This window comes from Staphylococcus sp. HMSC056G08 (assembly GCF_001812305.1).
In the GTDB taxonomy this organism is placed as follows: Bacteria; Bacillota; Bacilli; order Staphylococcales; family Staphylococcaceae; genus Staphylococcus; species Staphylococcus simulans.
Window position 1 is genome coordinate 37,254 of sequence record NZ_KV808503.1, and the last position, 25,069, is coordinate 62,322.

The 25,069-nt window shown below is 36.6% G+C and carries 28 protein-coding genes; 2 read left to right on the forward strand and 26 right to left on the reverse strand.

What is annotated here, in order from left to right:
- Positions 1–11 precede the first annotated feature (11 nt).
- The 20 genes from HMPREF2846_RS09225 to fdaB all read right to left on the reverse strand — a co-directional run bounded on the left by HMPREF2846_RS09225 (position 12) and on the right by fdaB (position 17,327).
- On the reverse strand, positions 12–551 hold the full coding sequence (locus HMPREF2846_RS09225) for a F0F1 ATP synthase subunit delta (RefSeq protein ID WP_002481786.1): 540 nt from the start codon (positions 549–551) through the stop codon (positions 12–14).
- Positions 551–1,075, reverse strand: a complete 525-nt coding sequence (locus tag HMPREF2846_RS09230; protein WP_002481787.1) for a F0F1 ATP synthase subunit B — start codon at positions 1,073–1,075, stop codon at positions 551–553. The genes HMPREF2846_RS09225 and HMPREF2846_RS09230 overlap by 1 nt, the downstream gene beginning before the upstream one ends.
- Before the next feature lie 113 nt (positions 1,076–1,188).
- Positions 1,189–1,401, reverse strand: a complete 213-nt coding sequence (atpE, locus tag HMPREF2846_RS09235; RefSeq protein ID WP_002481788.1) for a F0F1 ATP synthase subunit C — start codon at positions 1,399–1,401, stop codon at positions 1,189–1,191.
- Positions 1,402–1,449: 48 nt separating this feature from the next.
- Positions 1,450–2,175, reverse strand: coding sequence for a F0F1 ATP synthase subunit A (atpB, locus tag HMPREF2846_RS09240; protein WP_002481789.1), 726 nt, complete (start codon positions 2,173–2,175; stop codon positions 1,450–1,452).
- 33 nt (positions 2,176–2,208) lie between these two features.
- Positions 2,209–2,559, reverse strand: coding sequence for an ATP synthase subunit I (locus tag HMPREF2846_RS09245; protein ID WP_002481790.1), 351 nt, complete (start codon positions 2,557–2,559; stop codon positions 2,209–2,211).
- A gap of 160 nt (positions 2,560–2,719) precedes the next feature.
- Positions 2,720–3,871, reverse strand: coding sequence for a non-hydrolyzing UDP-N-acetylglucosamine 2-epimerase (gene wecB, locus HMPREF2846_RS09250; protein WP_070626496.1), 1,152 nt, complete (start codon positions 3,869–3,871; stop codon positions 2,720–2,722).
- 164 nt (positions 3,872–4,035) lie between these two features.
- On the reverse strand, positions 4,036–4,665 hold the full coding sequence (gene upp, locus HMPREF2846_RS09255; RefSeq protein WP_070626497.1) for a uracil phosphoribosyltransferase: 630 nt from the start codon (positions 4,663–4,665) through the stop codon (positions 4,036–4,038).
- A gap of 23 nt (positions 4,666–4,688) precedes the next feature.
- A complete protein-coding gene (gene glyA / locus HMPREF2846_RS09260; RefSeq protein ID WP_002481793.1) occupies positions 4,689–5,927 on the reverse strand; it encodes a serine hydroxymethyltransferase in 1,239 nt (412 codons plus the stop codon).
- Positions 5,928–5,952: 25 nt separating this feature from the next.
- Complete coding sequence (locus HMPREF2846_RS09265) at positions 5,953–6,480, reverse strand: TIGR01440 family protein (protein WP_023016114.1); 528 nt, start codon at positions 6,478–6,480, stop codon at positions 5,953–5,955.
- Positions 6,481–6,594: 114 nt separating this feature from the next.
- Positions 6,595–7,029 (reverse strand): low molecular weight protein arginine phosphatase, encoded by a 435-nt coding sequence (locus HMPREF2846_RS09270; protein ID WP_070626498.1) that lies wholly within the window; start codon positions 7,027–7,029, stop codon positions 6,595–6,597.
- Complete coding sequence (locus tag HMPREF2846_RS09275) at positions 7,026–8,069, reverse strand: L-threonylcarbamoyladenylate synthase (protein WP_070626499.1); 1,044 nt, start codon at positions 8,067–8,069, stop codon at positions 7,026–7,028. The genes HMPREF2846_RS09270 and HMPREF2846_RS09275 overlap by 4 nt, the downstream gene beginning before the upstream one ends.
- A gap of 107 nt (positions 8,070–8,176) precedes the next feature.
- Positions 8,177–9,016 (reverse strand): peptide chain release factor N(5)-glutamine methyltransferase, encoded by an 840-nt coding sequence (gene prmC, locus HMPREF2846_RS09280; RefSeq protein WP_070626500.1) that lies wholly within the window; start codon positions 9,014–9,016, stop codon positions 8,177–8,179.
- Complete coding sequence (gene prfA, locus HMPREF2846_RS09285; RefSeq protein ID WP_023016117.1) at positions 9,006–10,082, reverse strand: peptide chain release factor 1; 1,077 nt, start codon at positions 10,080–10,082, stop codon at positions 9,006–9,008. Before prfA ends, prmC begins: the two co-directional genes overlap by 11 nt.
- Before the next feature lie 2 nt (positions 10,083–10,084).
- Positions 10,085–10,684, reverse strand: a complete 600-nt coding sequence (locus HMPREF2846_RS09290; RefSeq protein WP_002481799.1) for a thymidine kinase — start codon at positions 10,682–10,684, stop codon at positions 10,085–10,087.
- Between the two features lie 151 nt (positions 10,685–10,835).
- Positions 10,836–11,096, reverse strand: a complete 261-nt coding sequence (locus HMPREF2846_RS09295) for a type B 50S ribosomal protein L31 (protein WP_002481800.1) — start codon at positions 11,094–11,096, stop codon at positions 10,836–10,838.
- Between the two features lie 132 nt (positions 11,097–11,228).
- A complete protein-coding gene (gene rho / locus HMPREF2846_RS09300; RefSeq protein ID WP_070626501.1) occupies positions 11,229–12,545 on the reverse strand; it encodes a transcription termination factor Rho in 1,317 nt (438 codons plus the stop codon).
- A gap of 191 nt (positions 12,546–12,736) precedes the next feature.
- Entirely contained in the window at positions 12,737–14,167 is a 1,431-nt protein-coding gene (locus HMPREF2846_RS09305) for an aldehyde dehydrogenase family protein (protein ID WP_070626502.1), read from the reverse strand.
- A gap of 131 nt (positions 14,168–14,298) precedes the next feature.
- Positions 14,299–14,649, reverse strand: a complete 351-nt coding sequence (locus tag HMPREF2846_RS09310; RefSeq protein WP_002481803.1) for a winged helix-turn-helix transcriptional regulator — start codon at positions 14,647–14,649, stop codon at positions 14,299–14,301.
- Positions 14,650–14,711: 62 nt separating this feature from the next.
- Positions 14,712–15,971 carry a UDP-N-acetylglucosamine 1-carboxyvinyltransferase gene (locus tag HMPREF2846_RS09315; RefSeq protein ID WP_023016121.1) on the reverse strand — a complete coding sequence of 420 codons (1,260 nt, stop codon included), beginning with the start codon at positions 15,969–15,971 and terminating at the stop codon, positions 14,712–14,714.
- A 498-nt stretch (positions 15,972–16,469) separates the two neighbouring features.
- A complete protein-coding gene (fdaB, locus tag HMPREF2846_RS09320) occupies positions 16,470–17,327 on the reverse strand; it encodes a class IIb fructose-bisphosphate aldolase FdaB (RefSeq protein WP_002481805.1) in 858 nt (285 codons plus the stop codon).
- A gap of 302 nt (positions 17,328–17,629) precedes the next feature.
- Here fdaB and HMPREF2846_RS09325 point away from each other — a divergent pair, with 302 nt between their 5' ends.
- Positions 17,630–18,163 (forward strand): DUF2529 family protein, encoded by a 534-nt coding sequence (locus HMPREF2846_RS09325; RefSeq protein ID WP_002481806.1) that lies wholly within the window; start codon positions 17,630–17,632, stop codon positions 18,161–18,163.
- 97 nt (positions 18,164–18,260) lie between these two features.
- On the opposite strand, the gene HMPREF2846_RS09330 is transcribed toward HMPREF2846_RS09325, so the two are convergent.
- The 4 genes from HMPREF2846_RS09330 to HMPREF2846_RS09345 form a co-directional block, all read right to left on the reverse strand.
- Positions 18,261–19,877 carry a CTP synthase gene (locus HMPREF2846_RS09330; protein ID WP_002481807.1) on the reverse strand — a complete coding sequence of 539 codons (1,617 nt, stop codon included), beginning with the start codon at positions 19,875–19,877 and terminating at the stop codon, positions 18,261–18,263.
- A gap of 226 nt (positions 19,878–20,103) precedes the next feature.
- The gene (gene rpoE, locus HMPREF2846_RS09335) at positions 20,104–20,652 is read right to left on the reverse strand and encodes a DNA-directed RNA polymerase subunit delta (protein WP_002481808.1); all 549 of its coding nucleotides are present in this window, start codon (positions 20,650–20,652) and stop codon (positions 20,104–20,106) included.
- 122 nt (positions 20,653–20,774) lie between these two features.
- Positions 20,775–21,641, reverse strand: a complete 867-nt coding sequence (locus HMPREF2846_RS09340) for a GNAT family N-acetyltransferase (protein WP_031262816.1) — start codon at positions 21,639–21,641, stop codon at positions 20,775–20,777.
- A gap of 49 nt (positions 21,642–21,690) precedes the next feature.
- Positions 21,691–22,056 (reverse strand): VOC family protein, encoded by a 366-nt coding sequence (locus HMPREF2846_RS09345; RefSeq protein WP_002481810.1) that lies wholly within the window; start codon positions 22,054–22,056, stop codon positions 21,691–21,693.
- A gap of 93 nt (positions 22,057–22,149) precedes the next feature.
- Between HMPREF2846_RS09345 and coaW the strand changes: the two genes are divergently transcribed.
- Positions 22,150–22,959, forward strand: coding sequence for a type II pantothenate kinase (coaW, locus tag HMPREF2846_RS09350; protein WP_002481811.1), 810 nt, complete (start codon positions 22,150–22,152; stop codon positions 22,957–22,959).
- Between the two features lie 82 nt (positions 22,960–23,041).
- Here coaW and HMPREF2846_RS09355 read toward each other — a convergent pair whose 3' ends face one another.
- A complete protein-coding gene (locus HMPREF2846_RS09355; RefSeq protein ID WP_070626503.1) occupies positions 23,042–23,707 on the reverse strand; it encodes a DUF2750 domain-containing protein in 666 nt (221 codons plus the stop codon).
- A 139-nt stretch (positions 23,708–23,846) separates the two neighbouring features.
- On the reverse strand, positions 23,847–25,067 hold the full coding sequence (locus tag HMPREF2846_RS14765) for an L-aspartate--L-methionine ligase LdmS (protein WP_231724100.1): 1,221 nt from the start codon (positions 25,065–25,067) through the stop codon (positions 23,847–23,849).
- Between the last annotated feature and the right edge of the window lie 2 nt (positions 25,068–25,069).

Here is a 25,069-nt window from a genome sequence, read left to right on the forward strand (position 1 = left end):
CTCTATAATTATTATTTCGTTCTAGTAAATCTTCTCTCTAAGTTAATAAGATCATTTTGAATACTGCCGTCATATACTTTAGTTCCTACAGTTGTTCTCAAACCGCCGATGAGTGCTGGATTGATTTCATTTGTAAGAATGACTCTTTCAAGTCCTGTACGTTGAATTAAAGACTCCCCTACTTTGTCCAGTTCTTCTGGAGAAAGCTCATATACAGACTCAACCGTTGCAAAGTCTTGATTATAGTGTTGATTGTATAAACCTTGGAATGCTCTGAATACTTCAGAGATAATCGCAAGATTACGATTTTCAGCTAAGACATATAACATGTTTTTTAAGTATTCATTGATATCTTGGAATGTTGCATCAACAAAAGCTTTGCGGTTTTGTGCAATATTCTTTGGATCTTCATCGAAAGATTTTAATTTCTCTTTATAAGGAATTACTGCTTCATCAATAACAGCAAATTCATCGTACATTAAATCTAAAACATCTTTATCGAGTGACGTTTCATACAGTGCTTGGGCATATTTTTTAGCAACATCTGCCATTATTTATCCCCTACCTCTTTAATGTACTTGTCGATCAAGTCTTTTTGATCTTGTTCTGAGATATCTTTTTGTAAAATTTTAGATGCAATCAGAACTGATAGTTTAGAAACTTCATCGTTGATTTCAGAGATTGCACGTTCTTTTTGGCTGTTGATTTCACTTTGTGCAGTTTCAATCATGCCGTTTGCACGGACGTTAGCTTCATGAATGATTTGTTCATGTTGGTCACGCGCTTGAACTTTTGCTTCTTCTAAGATTTTTTGAACCTCTTCTTGAGTTTCTCTTAGTGTTTGTCTATTTCGTTCTTCTAATTTTTGAGCATTAATTTTAGCTTGTTCTGCATCATCGATATCTTTGTTGATATCGCGTTCACGTTTATCCATGACTTGTTTCAATGGACCCCATGCGAACTTTTTAAGCAATGCTAAAAGGATTAAGAAAGTAATTAATGTTACTAATGCTGAACCCCATTCAACACCGCCGCCTGCAGCACCTAAAACTAATGTGTTTGTAGTCGCAGTCACAGTACTTGGACACTCCTTTCATTCAAAGTCCTCTATTGGCTCTTACGATAGTTGTTTACGAAAGAAATGGCGAGAGTCGATGTGAGACTTCGCCGTTAGTATCGATGTATAAATTACATGAATAAGACGATGAATGTGATAACAAGGCCAAGGATAGGTAATGCCTCAACTAAACCGATACCGATGAACATGATTGACATTAATTGTCCACGTGCTTCTGGTTGACGTGCTACACCTTCAACTGTTCTAGATACAATAAGACCGTTACCAATACCTGCACCAAGTGCTGATAAACCAATTGCGATTGCCGCTGCGATTAAATTCATATTAAAAAATCCTCCTAAATATTTTTATAAAATTTTAATGTGGAAAAACTAGTGGTCGTCCGCAACTTTGTGGGACATGTATACCATGGATAACATGATAAAGATATACGCTTGGATCGTACCGATGAAAATCGAGAATGCTTGCCAAGCAATTAAGCCTGGAATACCGATAATCCAACCCCAAGCTGCATGGCCTATGATTAAAGTAGATAATAAGCCGATTAAAATTTCACCAGCGTAAATATTACCGTATAAACGTAGACCGAGCGTCAATGTATTTGTAAATTCTTCAAATATATTGACAGGTGTTAACGCTAAGAAAGGCTGAGCATAATTTTTAAAGTAACCTTTCGCTCCGCGCAACTTGATACCGTAGTAATGTGTCAACAGAATCATTAACATTGCCAACGTCAGAGTAACTGTGGCATCAGCTGTCGGAGATTTCCACCATAGCGTATGGTCGATGACTATCGCAAATGGCAGACCCAACATGTTACCGATAAAGATAAACATAATTAATGTTACTGCCAAGAAGTGGAATTGACCGCCATGTCTCCATGCAAGGTTACTCTCGATGATGCCTCTAACAAAGTCAAAGACCCATTCGATGAAGTTCTGTTTGCCAGTCGGTCGTTTCTGTAAGTTACGTGTACAAGCTATGGCTATTGCTAAAACAATAATTGCTGTAATAATTACCATTAAAATACTAGCCAAGTTGAATTTGATATCTAAACCAAATAGCTCCCATGTAACTACAGGGCTTTTATGTTGCATATAATACTCACCTCTTTCATTCGTTGATTTGTATTACATTTTGTGAAGAAATGGTCGAAAAATGATTAATAAGTATGAAATCATTAAACCAATCATTACACCAATAATATTCACTTGGTTTTTGAAATAAACCCAGATAATACAAGCAGCAAGTGCCACTAAAAAGCGCCATATCCCACCTGTAGATATCTGAGACGTTTCTTGTTTCTGCGCCTGAGATAAATATAATTCAAAGATGTATGTATTGATCAAGGAACCAAATGAACCGATGATAAGACCAATAATGAAAGGCTTTGGTATAAAAATTGCTATTACAACCAAGGCTAACAACCAATAAATGTAATATTGAAGATATTGCTTAAAAATTAAGTTGAACTGTTTCATTTATTGTGCCTCATTTCACATGGAGATACGAATCATTTGTAAACCATTTCATCCATACATTTTTAATCATAATATAGCAATGGAACGCGTGTCAATTACATTCAAAACATGCAATTCTTATGAGTGATTTTTGTCACAAATTAGACACATTTTTAACAAATCATTCATAATTGTCTTTATTTTCATTAAAATCTACAGGTTTTTCGCTTGTCAGATTAAAATAATACTTAATATTGTCACAAATGCGTTTCGAAGCTTTACCATCACCATAAGGATTGGCAGTTTCACTCATTTGCTGATAAAGTGCTTGATCCGTTAATAATAATTCAGCTTCTCGATACACATCTTCTTCATCCGTTCCAGTCAATTTCAAGGTACCCGCTTCTACACCTTCAGGTCGTTCTGTTGTATCTCTTAATACTAAAACTGGTTTGCCTAAAGATGGTGCTTCTTCTTGAATACCGCCTGAATCTGTCAGTATCAAATAAGACTGATGGGCAAAGTTATGAAAATCTACGACATCTAAAGGTTCTATCAATTCTATACGATCATGATCACTGAGATACTGTTGTGCAATTTCACGTACTTTAGGATTCTTATGCATAGGATAAACCAACACCACATCTTCATGTGCTTCCACTAATCTTCGTGATGCACTGAAAATATGTGCCATGGGTTCACCTAAATTTTCTCTACGATGCGCTGTCAATAAAATAACGCGCTTGTCTTTATGACGTTTCATCACTTCTGAATGATAATCCTTTTGAATTGTAGTATTCATAGCATCAATGGCAGTGTTGCCTGTAATTACAACTTTAGCGCTAGGTATATTCTCTTTTAATAGATTCGCCTTCGCTTGTTTTGTCGGCGCAAAATGAATATCTGATAAACAGCTGATCATTTGGCGATTCATCTCTTCAGGATAAGGCGAATACTTATTCCAAGTTCTTAATCCAGCTTCTACATGACCTATAGCGACTTGATTGTAAAATGCTGCTAAACCGCTGGCAAATGCAGTCATCGTATCACCGTGGACTAATATCATATCTGGTTTCTCTTGTTGAATAATAGCTTCCAATCCTTTTAAAACTCTAGAAGTAATATCTGATAACGTTTGCCCTGCCTTCATAATATCTAAATCATAATCTGGTTGAATATCAAACGTTTCTAGTACAGCATCAAGCATTTCTCTATGTTGAGCCGTAACGACAACCACAGGTTCTAGCGCTTCTTCATGTTTTAATTGATTGACTAATGGCGCCATTTTGATTGCTTCAGGTCGCGTGCCGAAGATTGTCATTATTTTCTTCAAGTCAATGCCTCCTATACAGAGAAAGAGTATGCAATGTTATGGCATCACAGATTGAACTTTCTGTTCATCTACGCTAAACAATTTGCATACTCTTATATCTATTTATCTCTTATTTCCATTTAAAGCATGCACATAGGTTAATATGTGTGACTGCTGAACACTTCTTATTTTGTACCGAATAAACGGTCTCCAGCATCACCTAAACCTGGGATGATATATGCTTTATCATTCAATTTTTCATCAAGTGCTGCAATATAAATATCAACATCCGGGTGCGCTTCTTGAAGTAATTCCACACCTTCAGGCGCAGCAATCAAGCACATGAAACGAATATGTTTCGCACCACGGTTTTTCAACGAGTTGATAGCTTCAATTGCTGAAGCACCTGTTGCTAACATTGGATCTACGACAATAATTTGTCTATCCTCAATATCTTGAGGCAATTTAACAAAGTATTCAACTGCTTCCAATGTTTCTGGATCACGATATAAACCGACATGACCGACACGCGCTGCAGGGGTTAAGCTTAAGACACCTTGTGTCATACCTAAACCAGCTCTAAGAATCGGTACAAACGCTAGTTTTTTACCAGATAATCTTTTCGCTACCGTTTTAGTCACGGGTGTTTCGATTTCAACATCTTGAAGTTCCAAATCTCTTGTCACTTCATATGCCATTAACATACCGACTTCGTCTACTAACTCTCTGAACTCTTTTGTTCCAGTGTGGACGTCACGGATGTAACTTAATTTGTGTTGAATTAACGGATGATCAAATACATGTACTTTTCCCATAAAGGAATAGCCTCCTAGTTCTCTTATTTATATAGTGGATGTTTTGAAGTCAAAGCTTGTACGCGTTCAGAAGCTTCTTTTAACTTCGCTTCATCTTTAGGATTTTGAACAACTAGGCTGATGATTTTACCTACTTCTTCAAAGTCTTTTTCATCGAATCCACGTGTTGTTGCAGCTGGTGTACCTAAACGTAAACCGCTTGTTACGAATGGTTTTTCTTGGTCAAATGGAATTGTGTTTTTGTTACAAGTAATGCCCACTTCATCTAATGCTTCTTCCGCTTCTTTACCTGTAATACCAAATGAACCTTTAACATCAACCGCTACTAAGTGGTTTTCTGTACCACCAGAAACCACTCTGAAGCCTTCATTGATTAACGTATCAGCTAATGCTTTTGCATTTTTGATGACTTGTTCTTGATAAACTTTGAACTCAGGTTGCAATGCTTCACCGAATGCTACTGCTTTTGCCGCAATAACATGTTCTAATGGTCCACCTTGAATACCTGGGAAAATTGTTTTATCAATTTGTTTCGCATATTCTTTTTTAGTAAGAATCATACCGCCACGAGGGCCTCTTAAAGTTTTATGCGTTGTAGTTGTCACAAAATCAGCATAGTCTACTGGGTTTTGATGTAAACCTGCAGCTACTAAACCAGCGATATGTGCCATGTCTACCATTAATTTAGCACCGACTTCATCAGCAATTTCTTTGAATTTCTTGAAGTCGATTTCTCTTGGGTAAGCTGATGCTCCCGCAACGATTAATTTAGGTTTGTTTTCTTTCGCAAGACGACGTACCTCTTCGTAATCGATGCGTTCTGTTTCTTTATCTACACCGTATTCGACAAAGTTATAAAATTGTCCGCTGAAGTTGACTTTAGCACCATGTGTCAAGTGACCGCCATGGCTTAAGTTCATACCTAATACAGTGTCACCGTAATCCAATGCAACTAAATAAACTGCCATATTTGCTTGTGAACCTGAGTGTGGTTGTACGTTAACGTGTTCTGCACCAAATAACTCTTTCGCACGTTCAATCGCTAATGTTTCTGTTACATCTACAAATTGGCAGCCGCCATAATAACGGCGTCCTGGGTAACCTTCAGCATACTTGTTAGTCAATACTGAACCTTGTGCTTCCATAACTGCTTCTGACACAAAGTTTTCTGATGCGATTAATTCAATGTTGTTATTCTGACGATTGTATTCGTTTTGAATAGCTTCAAATACTGCTTTGTCTTCCTTTTCGATAAATGACATGACATCATTCCCCCAATTCATTTAGTTATAAAGTATAGTGAGCACGTTCGCCGCCGATTAGCTTAGGTCTAGAAGTCGCAAGTGTCACGACCGCATCCCCGACACGCTTCACTGAAGTACGTACAGGTACTGCAACATGTTTGATATGCATACCGATCATTGTTTGACCGATATCAATACCGCAATCAGCAGTGATATGTTCAACAACCATCGGATTGTCTAAGTGACGATAAGCATATGTCGACATACTGCCGCCAGCATGCGTTGCGGGCACAACTGTAACTTCTTCCATTGTAAGTGGATTGAAATGTTCTCTTTCGATAGTAATTGCCCTATTGATATGCTCGCAACCTTGGAATGCAAAAGTGACACCTGTCTCTTTACGGATTTCCATCAAAGCATCAAAGATTTCTTGTGCTACTTCCATTGAACCGACTGAGCCGATTCGCTCACCGATAACCTCAGATGTTGAACAACCAATAACACAAATTTCTCCGGGTTTGAAGAAATCTTGTTCTTTTAACTCATTAAGCAATAACTTCAAATTTTCCATTTAATTCCACCCCTTTGTAAACTCATCTCAAGCGAAAACAGAAAAGTTCTCGCTTATGTAAAGCAAACGATGCTATATAGTTGCTATTATAACGCATTTAAAGCTCAACTCATACTAATTATTAACATCTTTTTCCAATCTTAACTTCACTTCGTTCAATAAGTAATTCAGTTCATTATAAATCTGTTGGTATTGATTGAGGTCTCCGCCATAGGGATCTGAAACTTCACCTTTTTGGCCTGCAAACTCATAAAGCGTATATACCGGTAATGGTTGCGCATACATCATTTCAAGTTGTTGCTTATGTCCTTCAGTCATTGTCAAAATCAAGTCTGCATCTAAATCACTTTCAGACAACTGACAAGCCTTTGTCGGTGAATCTAAATTTTTTACTTCTAAAATAGATTGTGTATATGCAGCTGCAGTTTGACCATTCATCGCAAATAAACCTCTTGAATAAAAGGTATGTTCAGGCATTAATGATTTCGCAATACTTTCAGCCATTGGACTGCGACATGTATTTCCTGTACAAACAAAGATTATTTTCACAGTTGATCCGCTCCTATTTGTTGATTACCTGTTGCTTTTTCTAAACGATTTAAGAAAGCAGTACTTTCATCTGTAAGTTCAAAACGATAAATATAACCTTGTTCAATGGATTCATCCGTATCAAGCTCGTGCAGAATTTGATATAGCATATGATTTGCGGATTTTAAATCAGTGACATCTTTTGCAAGTTCGCGATAAATAGCATCTTTTGGCAAGTAAGCCTGCAATGTCGCAGGTACCGCAAACAATGTATGCGACCAATCTTTATCCTCTGAAATAGCTTGTGTTAAACTTGTCAGCATCGCTACAGGTGTTTGTGGTGAATAATGTTTATACTTCATACCTGGTGCGATTGGTTTTTCTGTATTTAATTGTGCATCATGGTCTACAGAACCTGGCAATACAGAGTCAATCATCTCTTCTGTTATCGCACCTGGTCTTGCAATTCTATAAGGATATTGTGTGCAGTCAAGTACTGTACTTTCTAAACCTTCTTCACTTTGATCACCATTTACTATTCCTTCTACTCGTCCGTCCATATCATTAAAGACATGTGAGAAAGTTGTAGGTGAAGGTCTGCCGCTAATATTAGCACTCGGTGCAGCAATCGGCAGATTTGTATATTTCAAAATAGCACGACCAATAGGATGACTCGGCATTCTCACTGCGATAGAGTCAAGACCTCCTGAGACACGTTCACATAAGTAACCTGGTTTCAACGGTAAGATAAAAGAAATCGGCCCTGGCCAAAACGCATCCATTAATTGTTCCACTTCTTTTGAATAAGAAGCCACAAAATCATTCAATTGGCTTTTATCATGAATATGAATGATTAAAGGATTATCAGATGGACGTCCTTTCGCTTCATAGATACGACGTACGGCTTGATCATCACATGCGTTAGCTCCTAATCCATAAACTGTCTCTGTCGGAATTGCGACTAAACCGCCCGCATGATAGATGTCACTGATTTCATTTAATGCACGTTGACCTTGTTCTGTCTGTAATTGGTTACGTAAATCCCATGTTTTTGTCATCATTTTCTGCTGCACGTCCTTTCAATTTAATTGTAAAACAAAATAAGAAGTTATGCGAGAACAGGGAATGTGCGATTCCCCTTCTTCTCCCATAACTTCTCATCCTCTGTTTAAGCTGACCATTTAAATGCGACAATTCGATCATTTTGATTAATATCAGCGACGACTTCAACTTGTACTTTTGGATACATGGTTTCAATCATCGTTTTTAATACTGCGCCTTGATTATAACCAATTTCAAAGACGACAAGTGCCTGATCATTTAAAACATACGGCAATTTTTCAATGATCGCACGATAAATCGCTAAACCTTGTTCATCTGCGAATAAAGCTTGATGTGGTTCATAATCCAAAACTGTTTCGGCCATATCGACAGATTCACTTTCATCAATATACGGCGGATTAGAAATCAAACCATCTAAACGAATACCTTGTTTAATGTAAGGTTCCAAGTCACTGCCTTGTATAAAAGTAATTTCTGTTTGATGCAGCTTCGCATTAGCTTCAGCAATAGTTAACGGTCCTTCATACAAATCTGACGCATACGCTGTCAAACTTGGTTCTAAACGTTTTAAGGAGACAGCTAAAATACCACTTCCCGTCCCAATATCTGCCACCACACTTTGCTTAGGCAAACGTTCTAAAAAGTACATGAGCACTTCTTCTGTTTCAGGTCTTGGTATTAAGCAACGTTCATCTACTTGAAACTTTTCTCCTAAGAAACTTTGAAAGCCAGTGATATATTGAATCGGTTCCCCTGTCAACATACGTTCGACCGCTTGTTGATATAACCGTTCATGTTCTTCTGGCATGGTATCCTGCATATGCAGTACATAGTCCGTCAACGACCAATCTAATAAATCTAGCAACAGCCATTCTGCGCGTTTCGGTTCATAACCACGAGCAGTCGCTTGTTTTGAGGCAGCTTGAACCGCTTCTTTATAATTCAACGTTGTTCAATTCTTTCAATTTCTCTGTCTGTTCTGACATTGTTAACGCATCGATAATTTCATCTAATTTACCTTCGATGATTTGATCTAACTTTTGAATTGTTAAACCGATACGGTGATCAGTGACACGATTTTGTGGATAGTTATACGTACGAATACGTTCTGAACGGTCCCCAGTACCCACTGCTGATTTTCTTTCAGATGCGTATTTTTCTTGTTCTTCTTGTAATTTCATATCATACACACGTGCTTTCAACACTTTCAATGCTTTTTCACGGTTTTGAATTTGTGATTTTTCAGATGATGTCGCAATAATACCTGTTGGTAAATGCGTAATACGTACTGCTGAGTCAGTCGTATTGACGTGCTGACCACCTGAACCACTTGAACGATATGTTTCAATTTTCAAGTCTTCATTTCTAATTTCAATTTCTACATCTTCCGCTTCAGGCAGTACCGCTACAGTAGCAGTTGATGTATGAATACGACCGCCTGATTCAGTTTCAGGTACACGTTGTACACGGTGTGCGCCATTTTCGTATTTCAATTTAGAATAAGCACCTTGACCATTGATAATAAAGCTGATTTCTTTGAAACCGCCATGGTCACTGTCATTCATTTCAATGACTTCAGTTTTATATCCTAGTGCTTCACTATAACGTGAATACATACGGTATAAATCACCCGCAAAGATGGCTGCTTCATCTCCACCTGCTGCGGCACGGATTTCAACGACAACGTTCTTGTCATCATTTGGGTCTTTAGGAATCAATAATAGTTTTAATTGTTCTTCTAAATCAGGTAATGTATTTTTTAATTCGCTGATATCTGATTTCAACATGTCGACTTCTTCTTTGTCTGTTGTTTCATTCAGCATTTCATTCATTTCTTCAATATCTTCTTTGTTTTGTTTATACTCACGATAAACATCTACTGTTTTTTGTAAATCAGATTGTTCTTTTGAGTATTCACGCAGTTTATCAGAATCACTGACCACATCTGGATCACTCAGTAATTCGTTCAACTGTTCATAACGTTCTTCAACAATGTCTAATTGATCAAACATGATTATAATTCCTCCTTCTCAGTCTCACTTGGTGCGACAATATGATGTGCACGACATCTCGGTTCATAACTTTCATCTGCACCAACCATAATAATCGGATCATCTGCTTTGGCAGGTCTGCCATTAATCAAACGTTGCGTTCTGCTGGCAGGTGCACCACAGACTGCACAAACGGCTTGTAACTTTGTGACAAGTTCACTGACTGCCATTAGTTGAGGCATCGGTTCAAAAGGTTCACCTCTGAAATCCATATCCAATCCAGCAACAATCACACGATGACCTTGTTCAGCCAACTCTTGTGCGATATCTACTACTGAATGTTCAAAGAATTGTACTTCATCAATACCGATGACATCTACCCCTGTTAAATCCTGTTCAAAGATTTCTTCAGCTGCTTTAATTGTAATGGCTTCTATCGCATTACCATTATGCGATACCACTTTTTCTTTATGGTAACGATTATCTATTGCAGGTTTAAATACAACGACTTTCTGTTTTGCATACATGCCGCGTTTTAATCTGCGGATTAATTCTTCAGATTTACCGCTGAACATGCTGCCGGTAATACATTCAATCCAGCCGGAATGATAAGTTTCATACATTATGCTTTTCCTTCCTTTTCAAAACAAAATCATCTCATTATATCATATTTTTAATTTTGATAGAGAAATAACTGCAAGAAAATCCAAATGAATTCGGACAAAAAAGTAAAAAAACTCTCGCTTCAAAAGCGAGAGTAAATGACATTCAATATTATTGATTGTTGTTTGATTTAAGACCGAATTTTTTGTTGAATCGTTCAACACGGCCATCCGCTGCTGCGAATTTTTGACGACCTGTGTAGAATGGATGTGAGTCAGATGAAATATCTAAACGGATAACTGGATATTCGTTACCATCTTCCCATTCCATTGTTTCTGATGATGTTTTAGTTGAACCACTTAAGAATTTATAGTTAGTAGTAGTATCTAAGAAAATTACTTTGTGGTATTCAGGATGGATTCCTTGTCTCATTATTATTTTCAGCTCCTTTGCCCTGAACCATCTGGAACAGAGTTATTTGTGAGTTTTTACCCAATACTTAGTAAGTATAATTGTTACCAGAATAAATTGCAACCCATTCTGGATGACAAATCAAATTTATATTTAAATGATCGGCTTGCCTGTACGCTTGCTGTCTTCAGCTGCTTTTTGTAATTTTTGGAAGAATTCTTCATTATTTTTCGAACGTTTTAACTTTCTGATGAAACGTTCTGTGAAGTCTGTAGAATCTGTAAACATATTACGTAATTGCCATAAGCTTTCTAAATCTTTCTTATCTACCAGCAATTCTTCTTTACGTGTTGAGCTTCGACCAATATCAATAGCTGGGAAGACACGTCTTTCAGCTAATTTACGATCTAAATGCAGCTCCATATTACCTGTTCCTTTGAATTCTTCATAAATTAAATCGTCCATTCTAGAACCTGTATCAATTAATGCAGTGGCTAAAATTGTTAAGCTGCCGCCTGCTTCAATATTTCTTGCCGCACCAAAGAAATGTTTAGGTTTGTGTAATGAAGCCGGATCTAAACCACCTGATAAAGTACGTCCGCTTGGTGGAATAACTAAGTTGTATGCACGTGCTAATCGTGTAATAGAGTCCATTAAAATAATGACGTCTTCTCCGATTTCAACTAAACGTTTCGCACGTTCTAGTAATAATTCAGCAACTTTCACATGATGTTCTGGCGGCTCATCAAATGTTGAATGCACTACTTCTGCATCATCACTTGAACGTTCAATATCTGTTACCTCTTCTGGTCGTTCTCCAACTAATAAAATGAACAATTTAGCTTCTGGTTTGTTTGCTGAAATGGCGTTCGCAATTTCTTTAAGCAACGTTGTTTTACCTGCTTTAGGCGGTGCGACAATTAAACCACGTTGGCCTAAACCAATCGGTGAAACCAAGTCCATAATACGTGTGGAATAGTTAGTTGATTTTGTTTCTAATCGAATACGTTCATCTGGATATAGTGGTGTAAGTGCTTGGAAGTGAGGACGTTTTTTGACTTCTTCTGCATTGTGATCATTAACGAAGTCAACTTGCAGTAAACCATAATATTTCTCATTATCTTTTGGCTTTCTGACTTTACCTGTAACCTTATCCCCTCGTTTGATTTCAAAACGGCGGATTTGGCTTGCAGAAATATAAATATCTTTTTCGCCCTTGGAATAGTTGACTGTTCTTAAAAAACCGTAACCGTCAGGTTGAATATCATCTAAGATACCTTCCATATAATAGTTGCCGTCTTTTTCCATTTGAGCTTCCATGATAGCTAATACTAATTCTTTTTTATTAAGTTTACTATAATTTGTAAGTTTAAGAGATTTTGCTTTTTGAGTTAGCGCTTTAGTAGTGTTGTTCTTATAAAGTTCGTGGAAAGACTCGTATTGAGGAGATGTACGTTCTCTTTCAGGCATGTTTGACACTCATTTCGTTTTAATTTTACGTATTTACTTATTATAAAGTATTTTTCATAAGATAACCATAGCAAATTTCCATTTTAATTACAAAAACAATCATTGGTCTAACGTTATCAATTGCGTATAATTAACTATTTCTCCATTAAAAAAGCTGGACACTTTCGTGCCCAGCAAATAGTATTCAAAGGTTATTCATTATAGTAACCTGCAATTGATTTAATTTCTAAGAATTCTTCAATACCATAGTCGCCCCATTCTCTACCGATACCTGATTGTTTATAACCACCGAATGGTAAATCTGGTTTGCGACCTGCTTCATTGATTTCAATTGTACCTGCTTCAACTTCACGTGCAACTTTGCGTAAAGTGTTTAAGTCTTTACCATATACATAACCAGCAAGACCATATTTTGTTTCGTTCGCAATTTCGATTGCTTCTTTAAGGTCTTTGTAAGTGATAATTGACATTACAGGTCCAAAGATTTCTTCTTGTGCGATAGTCATTTGGTTATCAACATTCGCAAAGATTGTTGGTTTTGCGAAGTAACCTTTGTCTAATCCTTCAGGTTTACCTACACCGCCAAGAACTAATTCAGCACCTTCATCGATACCTTTTTGAATATAATCTTCAACTTGATCAAATTGTTTTTTGCTGATGATTGGACCCATTTGAACGCCTTCTTCTCTTGGATCTCCAACTTTTACTTGGCTCATTTTTTCTTTTGCTGCTTCAATGAATTTATCTTTCATTGATTCAGGAATAATAGTTCTTGTACCTGCAGTACATACTTGGCCTGTGTTGTTATAAACTTTGCCGACTGCAGCTTCAGCAGCTTCTTCTACATCTGCATCATCTAAAATGATATAAGGTGATTTACCACCAAGTTCAAGTGAAACTTTTTTGAAGTCTTGTGCTGCTTTTTCCATGATTTTAGCACCTGTACGTCCTGAACCTGTGAATGACATCATGCGTACATCTGGGTGTTCACTTAATGGATTGCCGACACCTTCGCCGTCACCATTTACTAAGTTGAATACACCTTTTGGTACACCAGCTTTATCAAAGATTTCAGCTAAGATAATTGCTGCGTATGGTGTTAATTCAGAAGGTTTTAATACGACTGGATTACCAGCTGCGAATGCTGCTGCTAGTTTTAATGATGTTTGGTTAGTTGGGAAGTTCCATGGTGTGATTAAACCAGCAACACCAATACCTTCTTTCACCACTAAGTCATTACCGCGTCGTTCTTCAAATTGGAAATTATCCAATGCATCTCTTGCTTCTGAGAAGTGATTAAGTCCCATTTGATAATGCACATTTTCGGATTTTTCAAGCGGTGAACCTAGTTCATCAGTAATCGCTTCAATAATATCTTGTTTTCTATTTTCATACTCTTTGACAATTTTATCGAGTAAGTCTCTTCTATATTCTACACTGCTGCGACGGAATTCAAGATAAACATCTTTTGCAGCTTGGACTGCTTTATCTACGTCTTCTTTGTTACCTTTCGCAACTTGACCGAGTACTTCTTCAGTTGCTGGGTTGATGACATCGATTGTTTCGCCACTTGCACTATCAACCCATTCACCATTGATATATTGCTTAGTTTGAATTCTCAATTCAGTCACTCCTTAGTATTACGTCTTACTTTATAGTTTATCCTTTCTCAGATTTTTTTAAACGTTTCTGCTTATAACGCAAAATAAGAGCTACTCCAAAAGGAATAACTCTTACTTCTCTCAAATCTATATTAAGAATTGGCCACATTATCTGTTTGATTCTCAGATTCAAGTTCAATATATTTTTGTGCCCATTCTTCCATCGGTACTAAAGCCTCAGCTAAAGCAGCACCTTTATCAGTTAAATGATAAACGATTGATAAGGGGGCTTTTGATACGATGTTCTTTTCTACTAACTCCCATTCCATCAGTTCAGAAAGTTTTAAGCTTAAAGAACGTGGTGTAATTGTCTTCAAATCTTTCTTCATATCACTGAAGTGTGCAGACTGTTCTGGACATCTAGATAAATAATTTAAAATTAATCCATTCCAGCTTCGACCGATGATTTTGAATGTTTCTTCTAGATATGGACAAATTTCCATTTAAATCACCTCTCATGATTACTAGATCATGCAAACCTACTATACAAAGTATACCACGTTTCCTAAATTTTTTCAGTCCAAATGTTTGCGCCGAGAGATTTTAAATTCTCTACAATGTTTGTGTAGCCGCGATAAATGTGATTTACATTATAAATTGTTGTTACACCCTCAGCGATTAAACCTGCAATAATTAAGCAAGCACCGGCACGTAAATCACTCGCATACACAGACGCACCATGTAATTGAGACGGTTTAACTGTTGCTGTGTTTTGATCTACAGAAATTTCTCCGCCCATTTTTCTTAACTCTTCGATATGACGGAATCTTTCAGGATAAATTGTATCTGTTACAAATGAAGGTCCATCTGCTAAGAATAATAATGGTGTGATTGGTTGTTGTAAGTCAGTCGCAAAACCTGGATAAACCAACGTTTTGATGTTGACGCTGTTAAATGGTAATTGGCCTTTAAGTTTTACGCGGTCATCATCAATCTCAACATCTACACCTAGTTCACGTAATTTAACAGTTAAAGGTTCGATGTGTTTTGGAATGATATTATCAAGTTCCACTTCAGCACCGCAAGCTGCTGCCATACACATATATGAACCCGCTTCAATACGGTCTGGAATAATTTGATGTGTCACACCATGCAAATGATCGACACCCGTAATTTTAATAGTACTTGTACCTGCACCTTTGATATTCGCACCCATTCCTGTTAAGAACGTCGCAACATCTACAACTTCAGGTTCTTTCGCTGCATTTTCGATTACTGTTTGTCCCTCTGCACGGACAGCAGCTAACATAATATTGATCGTTGCACCGACACTAACCATATCTAAGAAGATATTCGCACCTTTTAATTCTTCCGCTTCAATCTTCATAGAAGTCGGGCTTGATTCATCAATCGTCGCACCTAATGCTTTGAATCCTTTAATATGTTGATCAATCGGACGTGGTCCTAAAGGACAACCACCTGGTAGTCCGATGACGCATTTTTTAAATCGACCTAACATTGCTCCCATCATATAATATGATGCTCTTAATGACTCTACCTTATGGTTTGGTAAAGACGCATTTTTTATTTCCGTCGGGTCTACTTTTAATTCTGTATCTTTTAAATCTGTTTTAATGTTTAAATCCTCTAACAAGCTTACTAAAGTAGCAACATCTGAAATTTGCGGTAAGCCTTCTAATGTTACAACATCCTCTGCAAGTAATGCTGCTGGGATAATCGCCACTGCACTATTTTTAGCGCCGTTGATTTTCAGTTTCCCTTTTAATGGCTGTCCGCCTCTGATTTTTATTACTTCTTGAGCCATTCGATTGTTCTCCTTTGTTATTCAATCTTTATTCCACAGTTCTATGTATAGTCTACCTTGTTTCTGATACGACTACACCCACTCTTTCATCATTTTCTATGAAAATAACTGTTATCCACATACTTCATATTAATTATAGTTGAATGTACTAGCGATTGTATATTCATATTATAGAATACAAAGCCATTTGTTAAAGTATTTACAACATGTTGATATGTTGCACCCATTTTATGCGTTTGTCTTAAGTTGTCAGTCTCAACAAACTTTTTTGTTTCATTCAAAAAATCACTTAAGACATTATAGCACAAGTCACGTTAAGACTGCGAAATAATTTCAGGCAATACACCATTTTTGCCTAACATTATTGTCATATAGATATTTCCGCAATCTTTTGTATCCTAACAAATGGTTGACGAGAACACAATCTTTTGGTGTTGTCTCACAACACAAAAAAGAGCATCCGAAAAAGATGCTCTTTCAATACTTAATTACTCAAAATTAAGCGCGGTTAGAAGTACCGAATTCTTTGATTTTACCAGTTACTGTAGCTTTGATAGCTTCACGAGCTGGTCCTAAATATTTACGTGGATCGTATACTTCTTTGTCGTTGTTTAATACTTCACGAACTGCTTTCGCTGAAGCAATTTGGTTTTCAGTATTTACGTTGATTTTAGCTGTACCTAAAGAAATAGATTTTTGGATATCTTTAGTTGGGATACCAGTACCACCGTGTAATACTAATGGTAAACCAGTTGATTGACCGATTTCTTCCATTTCTTTGAAGCCTAAGTTTGGTTCACCTTTGTAAGGACCATGAACAGAACCTAATGCAGGTGCTAAAGTATCGATACCTGTTTTTTCAACAAGTTCTTGACACTCTTTAGGGTCAGCATAGATAACGCCGTCAGCTACTACGTCGTCTTCTTGTCCGCCAACAGTACCTAATTCAGCTTCAACTGATACACCGCGTGCATGTGCATATTCAACCACTTTTTTAGTGATTTCAATATTTTCTTCGAATGGGCTGTGTGAAGCGTCGATCATAACTGATGTGAAACCAGCGTCGATTGCTTCTTTACATTTTTCGAAGCTTGAACCGTGGTCTAAATGGATAGCAACTGGTACAGTGATTTTTAAATCATGTAATAAGCCTTCTACCATTTTAACTACAGTGTAGAATCCGCTCATGTAACGAGCAGCACCTTCAGATACACCTAAAATAACTGGTGCATTTTGTTCTTGTGAAGCTTCTAAAATAGCTTGAGTGAATTCTAGGTTATTTAAGTTGTATTGACCAACTGCGTAACCTTTTTCTTTTGCATCGATTAACATTTCTTTCATTGAAACTAAAGGCATGAAAGTTCCTCCTTGCGTGCGTTTTGCACGTGATTTTTATACGTTAAGTATATCAAAGTCACCGCCGTAATGCATTGCAAAACTAAATGTAAGCGGTTATAAATGATAAAATTGTGTGAATTTTCAAATGAAAACGTATACAACATGTGTATATGTGTTTCACAACCACTTTGTTCTGTGCTTAACGTTGTATTTTTTATTATTACCCATTTTCATCTGCGTCTTATACATTTTTCAGTCAATTGAATTAAAGATAAGCTTCATTTAAAATTGAAATATCGATAATATAGTTGGAGGCTACTATGGCGAATATCTTACAAACACAACTTACTGGTATATTCAATCGCTTAAATCAACAAGAATTGGATATACAAATGGCAGCACAATGTTTAATTCAAGCTATCGGCGGAGAAGGTCATGTTTATGTCAAAGGTTATGGCGACTTAAATTGCTTCGAAGATTATGTGCTTAACAGCAATGAAAAATTAGAAGCAAGCAAACGTCTAACTGACTTAGAAAGTTATGATGCATTAGATACAACTGACCGCGTCTTACTCTTCTCTCCTTTTTATACAGAAGAAGTTCAAGCGGATACACAACGCTTAATTGATTTAGATGTTGATTTCGTTTTAATCTGTAACAAAAATAAAGAAACACCTATTCCTGACCATCTTCTTCATTATATAGATTTATGTACACCAAGACCGATTGTCTATACAGAGGATTATGACAAAATTGTTCAACCTCATCCTATGGCTTTCACTTATGTTTACTATGAAATCTATACACAAATGATTGAAATGATCAGAGACTTGGATTTGAACGTAGAAGAGTAACTAAATAATTTGAAAATACAAAAGCGGCAAAGCTGTTTCACCTAGTTGTGAATCTGCTTTGCCGCTTCTTTATGCTTTATAATAGACGTGTTTTGCCTTATTTACTTTTATTTTGTTGATATTTGTTAGCCGCTTCGATAAACGCTTTGAAGATTGGTTGCGGACGGTTTGGTCTTGATAAGAATTCTGGGTGGAATTGACTCGCGAAGAAGAAGTCATTACCAGGAATTTCAATCATTTCGATTCTTCTGCCGTCTGGGCTGATACCTGAGAAGACCATACCTGCATCTTCCATTTGTTGACGATAGTCGTTGTTAAATTCATAACGGTGACGATGACGTTCTTCGATTTCTTTTTTACCATAGATATCATAAGCTAATGTACCCTCTTTAACTTCACTTGGGTACAAGCCTAAACGTAATGTTCCGCCTAAATCTTCGATATCTTTTTGTTCTGGTAATAAGTCAATGATTGGATATGGTGTATCAGGATCTAATTCTGCAGAATGTGCACCTTCTAAACCAAGAACGTTACGCGCAAATTCTACTGTTGCCAACTGCATACCTAAGCAGATACCGAAGTATGGCACATTGTTTTCACGCGCATAACGGATTGCTGAAATCTTACCTTCACTTGCACGGTAACCAAAGCCGCCAGGCACTAAGATGCCGTCTACATCTTTTAAATATTCTGCTGCGTTTTCATCTGTCACTTCGCTAGAATCAATCCATTTAACTTTAATGTCTTTATATAATGGATAGCCTGCGTGTTTTAATGATTCTACAACTGAAAGATAAGCATCTTGCAAGCTTACATATTTACCGACTAAACCGATTGTGATTTCACCATCAAGATTGTTTACGATTTCTAATAAATGTTTCCATTCATCTAATTGTGTATCGTATTTCGCATCTAAGTCTAAGCGATTGATGACTAAGTCATCCATATGTTGTTTGCTTAATTGTAAAGGAATTTCATATAAAGATTCAGCATCACGACATTCGATAACATTTTCTTCAGGAATGTCACAGAATAATGCAATTTTATCTTTTAAATCTTGTGTCATTTCATATTCAGTTCTTACCACAATCAAATCAGGTTGGATACCTAAACCACGTAATTCTTTAACACTATGTTGTGTCGGTTTTGTTTTCATTTCACCTGCTGCTTTGATGTAAGGTAATAAAGTACAGTGGATATACATGACATTATCTCTGCCTAAATCACTACGAATTTGACGAATCGCTTCGATAAATGGCAGTGATTCGATATCACCTGTTGTGCCGCCGATTTCAGTAATAACAACGTCTGCATTTGTGCTTTCGCCTGCTAATAATAAACGTTCTTTAATTTCATTCGTGATATGAGGAATAACTTGAACCGTACCGCCTAAGTAATCACCGCGGCGTTCTTTTTTCAATACGTGAGAGTAAACTTTACCAGCTGTCACGTTTGAATATTTATTTAAGTTGATGTCGATAAAACGTTCATAGTGTCCTAAGTCTAAGTCTGTTTCCGCACCATCATCTGTCACAAAGACTTCCCCGTGCTGATACGGACTCATAGTACCTGGGTCTACGTTTAAATATGGATCGAATTTCTGTATCGTTACGGATAAACCTCTATCTTTTAATAATCTGCCTAATGATGCCGCTGTAATTCCTTTACCAAGTGAAGAAACTACTCCGCCAGTAACAAATATGAACTTAGTCATTCTTTTTCCTCCTACTTTTCAATTACAAATTAATTTAACATTCCATAACTTGTTTGTATTCATGTTAAGACATAAAAGTCTTAGCGCTTATTTTAAATATCGCTTAAAAATAAAAAAACGCTCCCTCTCACATCTCATGTAAAGGGGGAGCGTATGATTTATACACGTTGTCCTAATTAAAGGAGCCCGAATAAAATTTTATCATTTTTCTAGAAAAAGTCAATTATTATTCTTCATCGTCTGGCTCATCATTAAAACCAGCCGCATCTTCAAATAATTCTTCTGCTTCTTCTAATTCATCTTCGTCTTCTTCGATAACGATATCAGATTCATTGACTTCTTCTTCATCTTGAGGATCGTCTAAATTTTCTTCGTCGTCCTCAACATCTTCTTCAGTTCTTGCTTCGTCTTCCTCTTCTTCCTCTTCGCCAAGAAGTTTAAGATTTTTATCTTCTTCGTCTTCTTCATCCAAGATATCGAATTTTTGAATTGTAGGTGCGATTTTTTCTTCAATATCATCTACTGAATACCAGTCACGTAATCCCCACATATTTTCTCCGACATTTAAGAAACGTCCATCTGTGTTTAAGTCAGTGTAGAATTGAACAATACGATTTTCTAAATGTTCATTATCTTCATAGTGTCCTAAAGCTTTAAATTCATCAATGATATCGTATAAGTTCATTGTAGTCCCTTTTTCTTCTAATAAAGTATGGGCCATATCGATGAATGATTTTTCGTCTACCATTTCTTTTGTGTAGTCTTGAATTTTCATATGTTCTATTACTCCCTTTCAAAGGCTTTATCAATTCAATCACAAGTTTACTTATTTCTCATGTTAACAAATGTAAATTATAAATGACAATGCCCTATTTCGCAATGCTAATGATTACATTTTTAATAAACGATATATTTTTCAAATTTTACATAATCTTCAGTTTGCAAAGTTGCGACAAAATTACTGTTCAAACATAACGGTTTTAATTCATTATGTTCACCAAATAAAACAATATCTAAGACTTCTATTTCAGGATATGTTTTTCTGATATATGTCGCTAACTGACGTAACGCACTTTCTGCGATACCTTTATGTCGTTTATCCTTATCCACTTCTATACCTCTGATATGCATACGGTTTTCTGTTGCTTGCAAGGCAATAAAACCTGCTTTTTGACCGTCCAGCATTAAATGTACTGTATCGATTTCTTTATCAGGTTGTTCATCGGGTGCTTTCAACTTTAATGATGAAACATATTTAGAATCTAAATCTAAATAGTATAAACGTTCTTCACCGATTGGTCCTTCTTGTTTTGTCGCAGTATGCATAAACCCTGCACGTTCATACACATTCCACGCTGCTTTATTTTCAGCATCGACCACAAGGTATAAATGGTTGAAATCACTATAAAGTGACTGAACATAATTTGGCAGATTCATCATAATCTTCGTGCCGTAACCATTTCCTTGGAATTTTTCATTAATAGATAACGAACGGACATAGACGACATGTTCTGGTGTGTCGTAACCTTCGTGTTGATAATATTGATGTAAAACAAAGAAGCCGACCACTTCCCCTTTTTGATTAATAGCTATATTCGCGATACGGTCTTTGTCTTTTAATGCATCGTCTAATACTTGTTTTGGTAAAGAAGAATAAATCATCTGTCTTTCTGACAGTTCGAAATCTTCGACTTCTTGATGGTACTTTGGTTCGTATGGCTGAACGATAATATCTCCAAATTGCTTACTGTGTTTCATATACATCCCCTACATTTCTTATTTACTGCAAGTTCAATTAGTGTTTCCCTATGCGCTATGCTGAGAAACAATTTGAGAGCCAATTAACACCGTATTGGTCTCTGACTTGACCATGCATTGCGTTGAAAAAAGTTTTAGTAATCGGCATGTGTGGATCTCCACCAACACTCAACGCATCATATACACGTTGTTGTTCTGTAGAATCTTCAAATGTCAGAAGCAGATTCACATCTTCATTACTGAATGGTTTGCCATAATTGCTCGATAAGTGCAATACAATAGCATCAGTAATGTGAACTTCTGCGTGCAACACTTGTTCTTTTTGTTGATTTAATACTTTAATCTCACCGCCGAAAACACTTTGATAGAATTCAGCTGCTTTTGCAACATTTTCTACGATAAGGTATGGACTTAATTTCATTTTTTATTGTACACTCCTTAACTTTGCTTTTTTCTTTCTCTTTTGATTATACTATTAATGATTACATGTCATACATAATTTTGAGGTGAAACTATGAAAATCGGTATTGATGCCGGTGGTACATTAATTAAAATTGTCGAAATCGACAACGGGCACCGTACTTTCAGAACGAAACGTACTGATGAATTAACAGAAGTGATTGAGTGGTTGAATCAACAACCTTGCAGAAATGTTTCTTTAACCGGCGGTAAAGCACAAATGATTAAAGATCAATTAGATTTCCCTGCACAAGAATTCGTTGAGTTCGATGCAGCTTCAAAGGGTTTAAATATGTTATTAGAAGAACAAGGTCATTATTTAAAAGACTACATCTTCGCCAATGTCGGAACAGGCACATCTATGCACTATTTTGACGGCCAGACACAAAGACGTGTCGGAGGTATCGGTGCCGGCGGCGGTATGATTCAAGGTTTAGGATACTTATTATCTGGGATTACAGATTATCAAACTTTGACAGATACCGCAGAACAAGGTGACCGTGAATTTATTGATTTAAAAGTAAAACACATCTATAAAAATAGTGAACCGCCGATTCCAGGTGATTTAACAGCCGCAAACTTCGCACATGTGATGCGTCATCTAGATAAAGAAGTATCAACCGCAGATCAATTAGCATCAGTAATGGGTGTCGTTGGAGAAGTTGTCACAACCATGGCCATCACACTCGCAAGAGAGTTTCAAACTGAAAATGTGGTGTATATCGGTTCTTCATTCAACAATAATCATCTTCTACGCAAAGTTGTAGAAGATTATACTGTCTTACGTGGTTTCAAGCCTTACTATGTTGAAGGCGGCGCTTTTTCAGGCGCTTTAGGCAGTATCTACTTAGGAAATCCAGCGTAATGTACATCAAATAAATAGGGAATAAGGCAGATTTTAATCATAGCCTTATTCCCTATTATGTTCTCTATCTATTTAAACAATTTTAATAAGATAATTCATTTTTCAATGTTTGGGCTGAAACTATCGAACCTACAACATTCGGTTTTAAGTTGATGCCGACGCCGTTATCATCATCTCTTAATTGATCAAGCCATTCACTGAAAACTTCTCCTTCAACTTGATCTACATCGCATTCTTCAAAATCTTCATCGCGCACTTTCAATGCAGATTGGTAATCACTCCACACTGGCATGAAGTTAGGTTGGTTTTCCCCGTTATTGCTGATAATAATAAACTGTTTATTTCCTTTATCAGTCAGACCATAAACATCATCTGTTTTCGCAGTAATTCGCGCAAATTCAACTGTACGAATACGATCCAGTTCTGTCATAATTTGTTTTGTGGCTTCATAAATATCAATGAAATGTCCGTCTAGTTCATCTGTAACATTGACTAAGACTTTATCCCCTTTATCAAATAAGTCATCCATTTCACTTGTCACAAAGCGATCTAAATCACGAATAATAATTTTATCGTAAGCATCTTTACGGTTTTCAAAATAAGCTTCTGCTAATTCTTTCTTTGTCCAAAATAGCGCAATGGCATGTCCATCTACATCTCTTCTAACCATTTTTCTATCTTTGACTGCAATATAGTACGTTTCATTTACAAGCAAATCTATGAAAAACGTTTCGTATTTATAATCCATAGTAAACCCACTTTCTCTATAGTTGTGTATCAATGCAAATATAAAATAATAAACTTAAACAGTCAATCTAATACGATTTATGTTAAAGCAAAACGGCTAAAATCACACAGGATTTTAACCGTTTCACTAAAACTCTATATTAATCGCCTAATTCTTTTAAGAATGCTTTTTCATTTAATTCAATTTCTTCTCTTGAGCTGCCATGCCAGATACACGCAAAACGAGAATTCACTTTATCCTTACCATACCAATCACCATCATAATAAGATAATGGATAAATTTTGCCCTGGCGGACATATTTCATAATCGTGCGATAAAATTTCGTATTATCACCGCGTGAGAAATAACTATAGAATTTATGGAAATCTCCAGATAATTCATCATCTAACAGCAACATGCTTGTTGACCCGTTTTGACGGAAGTTTAAATCAATCGCATAAACATGACCATACTTATCATAAAGCAAGTCGAAACCTCCGACACCATAGAAACCTTCTTTAATACCGTTTTCCATAATTTCGCGACCCGCTTCAATCACAGCTTGCGGCACCTCTTCCACCGGTACACTTTGATTTCCGTTATAGAAACCATAATCATCTGTGATTTGTTCGGCTGTTCCTAAATATTTCAAACCGATTTGATCTGAGTAAGCAAATTGTACACAGTAATTGGCGATATCATCCACTTTTTGTTCAATAATCATTGTTTCTGTTTCATCTAATGCTTGATGAACACGTTCAATTGCTTTTTCTAAATCTTCTTGGTTATAACAGATCATCACGCCATAGCCGCCGGCTGTCGGTAAATCATCGCCCGGTTTTAATACAATCGGTAAATCCCACTTCTTCACTGCTTCTTCAAAATCTTCTACCGCCACAACTTCACGTTTCGGCAAATATTTACCGTTTGTCCACTCTGGTATACGTGCTTTATTGTTGAGCGCAACAAACGTATCTTTATCCAGCGCATAATCTTCTTTAGGTACAATGTCTTCACTATGCACATATTGGAAGTATATCTTCTTGTTGTCTTCTTTCGTTAACGAACGTAATAAATGTTCATAACTAGCTTGGTTATGGAATTTATAAACATTGCTTGGCACTTCTTTACCGACTTCGTTGAATAACTGTTTCAACTTATCAGTGACACTCGCTTCATGCACAATCACCGGCATTTTATTCGCAATTAATAATTCACGACCTGTTAAGAAGTTAGATTGATGCTCATCAGGCTCTAACCAAGGATTAGAAACATACGATGGACGAGACGTATAAACAATAGACTCATCATATAAATCACTTAAAGTGACCTTAGGTTGTTCTGAATGTTTTCTAAGTTCTTTTAATGATGCTTGCTTCACTT

Bases quoted from the DNA above. Each gene is read 5' to 3' on its own strand.
- HMPREF2846_RS09245 (WP_002481790.1), bottom strand. From the start codon at position 2,559: ATGAAACAGTTCAACTTAATTTTTAAGCAATATCTTCAATATTACATT.
- atpE (WP_002481788.1), bottom strand. From the start codon at position 1,401: ATGAATTTAATCGCAGCGGCAATCGCAATTGGTTTATCAGCACTTGGT.
- HMPREF2846_RS09315 (WP_023016121.1), bottom strand. From the start codon at position 15,971: ATGGCTCAAGAAGTAATAAAAATCAGAGGCGGACAGCCATTAAAAGGG.
- HMPREF2846_RS09340 (WP_031262816.1), bottom strand. From the start codon at position 21,641: ATGTATATGAAACACAGTAAGCAATTTGGAGATATTATCGTTCAGCCA.
- coaW (WP_002481811.1), top strand. From the start codon at position 22,150: ATGAAAATCGGTATTGATGCCGGTGGTACATTAATTAAAATTGTCGAA.
- HMPREF2846_RS09310 (WP_002481803.1), bottom strand. From the start codon at position 14,649: ATGGAAATTTGTCCATATCTAGAAGAAACATTCAAAATCATCGGTCGA.
- HMPREF2846_RS09355 (WP_070626503.1), bottom strand. From the start codon at position 23,707: ATGGATTATAAATACGAAACGTTTTTCATAGATTTGCTTGTAAATGAA.
- HMPREF2846_RS09265 (WP_023016114.1), bottom strand. From the start codon at position 6,480: ATGGAAAATTTGAAGTTATTGCTTAATGAGTTAAAAGAACAAGATTTC.
- fdaB (WP_002481805.1), bottom strand. From the start codon at position 17,327: ATGCCTTTAGTTTCAATGAAAGAAATGTTAATCGATGCAAAAGAAAAA.
- HMPREF2846_RS09295 (WP_002481800.1), bottom strand. From the start codon at position 11,096: ATGAGACAAGGAATCCATCCTGAATACCACAAAGTAATTTTCTTAGAT.
- HMPREF2846_RS09325 (WP_002481806.1), top strand. From the start codon at position 17,630: ATGGCGAATATCTTACAAACACAACTTACTGGTATATTCAATCGCTTA.
- HMPREF2846_RS09330 (WP_002481807.1), bottom strand. From the start codon at position 19,877: ATGACTAAGTTCATATTTGTTACTGGCGGAGTAGTTTCTTCACTTGGT.
- rpoE (WP_002481808.1), bottom strand. From the start codon at position 20,652: ATGAAAATTCAAGACTACACAAAAGAAATGGTAGACGAAAAATCATTC.
- HMPREF2846_RS09290 (WP_002481799.1), bottom strand. From the start codon at position 10,684: ATGTATGAAACTTATCATTCCGGCTGGATTGAATGTATTACCGGCAGC.
- HMPREF2846_RS09275 (WP_070626499.1), bottom strand. From the start codon at position 8,069: ATGATGACAAAAACATGGGATTTACGTAACCAATTACAGACAGAACAA.
- HMPREF2846_RS09345 (WP_002481810.1), bottom strand. From the start codon at position 22,056: ATGAAATTAAGTCCATACCTTATCGTAGAAAATGTTGCAAAAGCAGCT.
- glyA (WP_002481793.1), bottom strand. From the start codon at position 5,927: ATGTCATTTATCGAAAAGGAAGACAAAGCAGTATTTGAAGCTATTCAA.
- atpB (WP_002481789.1), bottom strand. From the start codon at position 2,175: ATGCAACATAAAAGCCCTGTAGTTACATGGGAGCTATTTGGTTTAGAT.
- HMPREF2846_RS09225 (WP_002481786.1), bottom strand. From the start codon at position 551: ATGGCAGATGTTGCTAAAAAATATGCCCAAGCACTGTATGAAACGTCA.
- upp (WP_070626497.1), bottom strand. From the start codon at position 4,665: ATGGGAAAAGTACATGTATTTGATCATCCGTTAATTCAACACAAATTA.
- rho (WP_070626501.1), bottom strand. From the start codon at position 12,545: ATGCCTGAAAGAGAACGTACATCTCCTCAATACGAGTCTTTCCACGAA.
- prfA (WP_023016117.1), bottom strand. From the start codon at position 10,082: ATGTTTGATCAATTAGACATTGTTGAAGAACGTTATGAACAGTTGAAC.